5 protein-coding genes are annotated in these 3348 nt (G+C 62.2%); 4 read left to right on the top strand and 1 reads right to left on the bottom strand.

Annotation, left to right across the window (positions count from 1 at the left end; genetic code table 11):
* The first annotated feature begins 80 nt into the window (after positions 1–80).
* The 3 genes from VJS90_RS02565 (at position 81) to VJS90_RS02555 (ending at position 2454) form a co-directional block, all read left to right on the top strand.
* Entirely contained in the window at positions 81–398 is a 318-nt protein-coding gene (locus tag VJS90_RS02565) for an SCP2 sterol-binding domain-containing protein (RefSeq protein WP_324118796.1), read from the top strand.
* Positions 399–595: 197 nt separating this feature from the next.
* Positions 596–1663, top strand: coding sequence for a phosphotransferase family protein (locus VJS90_RS02560; protein ID WP_324118794.1), 1068 nt, complete (start codon positions 596–598; stop codon positions 1661–1663).
* A 23-nt stretch (positions 1664–1686) separates the two neighbouring features.
* The gene (locus tag VJS90_RS02555) at positions 1687–2454 is read left to right on the top strand and encodes an SDR family oxidoreductase (RefSeq protein WP_324118792.1); all 768 of its coding nucleotides are present in this window, start codon (positions 1687–1689) and stop codon (positions 2452–2454) included.
* 28 nt (positions 2455–2482) lie between these two features.
* Here the strand turns inward: VJS90_RS02555 and VJS90_RS02550 are convergent, their stop codons facing one another.
* Positions 2483–2833, bottom strand: a complete 351-nt coding sequence (locus VJS90_RS02550; RefSeq protein ID WP_324118790.1) for a hypothetical protein — start codon at positions 2831–2833, stop codon at positions 2483–2485.
* A gap of 114 nt (positions 2834–2947) precedes the next feature.
* On the opposite strand from VJS90_RS02550, the gene VJS90_RS02545 reads away from it, so the two are divergent.
* Complete coding sequence (locus tag VJS90_RS02545) at positions 2948–3253, top strand: RcnB family protein (RefSeq protein ID WP_324118788.1); 306 nt, start codon at positions 2948–2950, stop codon at positions 3251–3253.
* Positions 3254–3348 lie beyond the last annotated feature (95 nt).

Below are 3348 nucleotides of genomic sequence, written 5' to 3'. Positions count from 1 at the left end.
CCGGAGCTTGTCACCTATCGATAAGCCCGGCTCAGGACGGCCCGCTGGCGGCCGTCACCACCACTGATAAGGAACGCACCATGAGCGATGTAGCAAAAGCCGTAGAAGCGATGAAATCCAAGTTCAACCCTGCCGCTGCTGCTGGCCTGGACCTGGTGTTCGGCTTCAACATCACCGACGAAGACAAGCACTACGCGCTGATCGTCAAGGACGGCACCTGTGAACTGCAGGAAGGCGAGAACCCCGACGCCAACTGCACCCTGGTGCTGGACAGCGATACCCTCAAGGGCCTGGTCAGCGGCGAGACCGACGGCATGCAGGCCTTCATGGGCGGCAAGCTGCGCGTCGAAGGCGACATGATGCTGTCGATGAAGCTGAGCGAGCTGTTCCCGGCCTGAGCATCGACGTCCTGGCGCATGCAGGAGGCCGAAGCGTGATGCGCTTCGGTCTTTTTTTTTGGCTGACCACAGGACGCGCATCAGGGGGATTGATCGATTGGCAACACCCTCGCCTATAAGGCCAGGGAAGGCTTGTTGCGCCGCGGCGCGGGACTTAGATTAGCCAACAGTCACTGACTCAATCACAGGGCAGACGCATGACGCTCACTGACCAGTCCACCCAGGTACGCCCCGGCGAAGAACTCGATGCAGCGGTCATCGACGCCTACCTCAAGGCCCACATGCCAGGGCTGAGCGGAGCCCCGTCGATCAGCCAGTTTCCCGGGGGTGCGTCGAACCTCACCTACCTCATCCGGTACCCTGGCCAGGAGCTGGTGCTGCGCAGGCCGCCCTTCGGCGACAAGGCCAGGTCCGCCCACGACATGGGTCGCGAATACCGCATTCTCAACCAGCTCAACCAGGGTTTCCCGTTCTGCCCCAAGGCTTACGCGCACTGCACCGACGCCTCGATCATCGGCGGCGAGTTCTATGTCATGGAGCGGGTCAAGGGGATCATCCTGCGCTCTGACCTGCCGCCCGAACTGGGGCTGGACGCGCCTCGCGCCGAAGCACTTTGCAAGAGCTTCATCGACCGGCTGGTGCAGCTGCACCAGGTGGACTACACAGCGTGTGGGCTGGCGGACCTGGGCAAGCCAGAGGGCTATGTGCAGCGCCAGATCGAAGGCTGGACCGCGCGGTACATCAAGGCCCTGACCCCGGACGCGCCGCGCTGGGACAAGGTGATCGCCTGGCTGCACGAGAAGATGCCGGCCGATCACCCGCGCCCGGCGATCGTGCACAACGACTACCTCTTCGACAACGTGATCCTCGATGCCGACAACCCCATGCGCATCATCGGCGTGCTTGACTGGGAGATGGCCACGATCGGCGACCCGCTGATGGACCTGGGCAACAGCCTGGCCTACTGGATCGAAGCCAGCGATCCGGCGCCCGTGCAGCAGATGCGTCGCCAGCCGAGCAACGCCGCCGGGATGCTCACCCGTCGCCAGTTTGTCGCGTACTACGCCGAGCGCGCGGGCCTTGCCATCGACAACGTCGACTTCTATTACGCCTACGGCCTGTTTCGCCTCGCCGGGATCGTGCAGCAGATCTACTACCGTTTCTACCACGGGCAGACCCAGGACAAGCGCTTCGCCCAGTTCATCCACATGAATGCGCTGCTTGAGCAGATGAGCCTTCAGGTCATCGCCCACTCCAGCCTCTGACGACAGCCAGCAAGGAAACCCTCATGTCCAGGACTCAACTGTTCGACCTCGACGGCAAGATCGCGCTGGTCTCCGGTGCAAGTCGAGGCATCGGCGAAGCCATCGCGCACCTGCTCGCGCAGCAGGGCGCCCATGTGATCGTCTCCAGCCGCAAGCTCGAAGGCTGCCAGCAAGTGGCGGACGCCATCGTCGCGGCGGGCGGCAAGGCGACGGCCGTGGCGTGTCACATTGGCGAGATGGAACAGATCACCCAAGCCTTCGCTCACATCCGCGAACAGTTCGGGCGGCTGGATATCCTGGTCAACAATGCAGCGACCAACCCGCAGTTCTGCAATGTCCTGGACACCGACCCGGGTGCCTTCCAGAAGACCGTCGACGTGAACATCCGGGGCTACTTCTTCATGTCGGTGGAAGCGGGCAAGCTGATGCGCGAGAACGGGGGTGGCAGCATCATCAACGTGGCGTCGATCAATGGTGTATCGCCTGGGCATTTCCAGGGCATCTACTCTGTCACCAAGGCCGCGGTGATCAACATGACCAAGGTGTTCGCCAAGGAATGCGCCCCGTTTGGCATTCGCTGCAATGCCCTGCTACCGGGGCTGACCGACACCCGGTTCGCCTCGGCGCTGGTGAAAAACGATGCCATCCTCAACGTCGCCCTGCAGCAGATCCCGCTCAAGCGGGTTGCCGACCCCAAGGAAATGGCCGGCGCGGTGCTGTACCTCGCGAGCGATGCGTCCAGCTACACCACTGGCGTGGCGCTCAACGTGGACGGCGGGTATCTGTCCTGATCCGCGCACCTGATCCACGACAGGCCGGTTACAGGCAGGTTGCCGCGGCGGCCTTGCGGCGCAGGGCCATGCTGTCGTTTTTCTGGGCGTAGTAATCAACCCGCGTCCCCCCGGCTTGCGAGTAGATATCCGCAAACGATTCGGCTTCGCGGGTATACACGGTAAAACCACCCTGCTTGCGCGGTTGCAGGTAGCCGCTGGCGTCCACCCCGAACACCGCCTCGTCCTGCCAGCTGAACTGCAGGCACTGAGCGACGATTTCCTGGGTTTTCTGCGAATCCAGTTGCGCGGTCGGTGCGTGGCCGCGTGCTGCTTCCATGGTCGACGACGCACAACCGGCCAGCAGCAACGCTGCGGATAACGCCAGGACAACTCGCATGATGAATCCTCGGAAAGAAAAAGGAAGCGGACTCTAGCACTGCTGCGCGGACAAATTGAATTGTTACGTGCACGCGGCTGTCGCAATAAGACACGCATTCAGAAGGAAATCTGCATGAACTCTCGCTCGCTCCTGTCCGCCCTGATTCTGGGCACCAGCCTGTCGTACCTGTCCGTGCCGGCCATCGCGGCCGAGCCGTCCGAGGAGAGCATCCAGACACCGGAAACCCGCAACCGCGAAGTGGAAGTCGGTGACAAGGTGCCCGATCAGTACAAGCGCGATGACGCTGCATTCGCCGACTGGAAGGCCAAGGGCCTGCCGGAGCCCAAGAAGGAAAGCCATTGGGTGAAAATGGGCGAGCACTATGTGCTGGTCCAGATTACCAACGGTGTGATTCTCGACATCAAGCCCGTCAAGTAAAATACTCCGACAAGGCCGACGCACGCCGGCGCGCCGGCCTTGCAATGCATCGTCAACACCAGCACTGCCCAACAGGCGGGCGGTAAAATTTTGCG

Source organism: Pseudomonas sp. (assembly GCF_035277045.1).
Classification (GTDB): domain Bacteria; phylum Pseudomonadota; class Gammaproteobacteria; order Pseudomonadales; family Pseudomonadaceae; genus Aquipseudomonas.
This window is presented reverse-complemented; position numbering and strand designations above follow the sequence as displayed.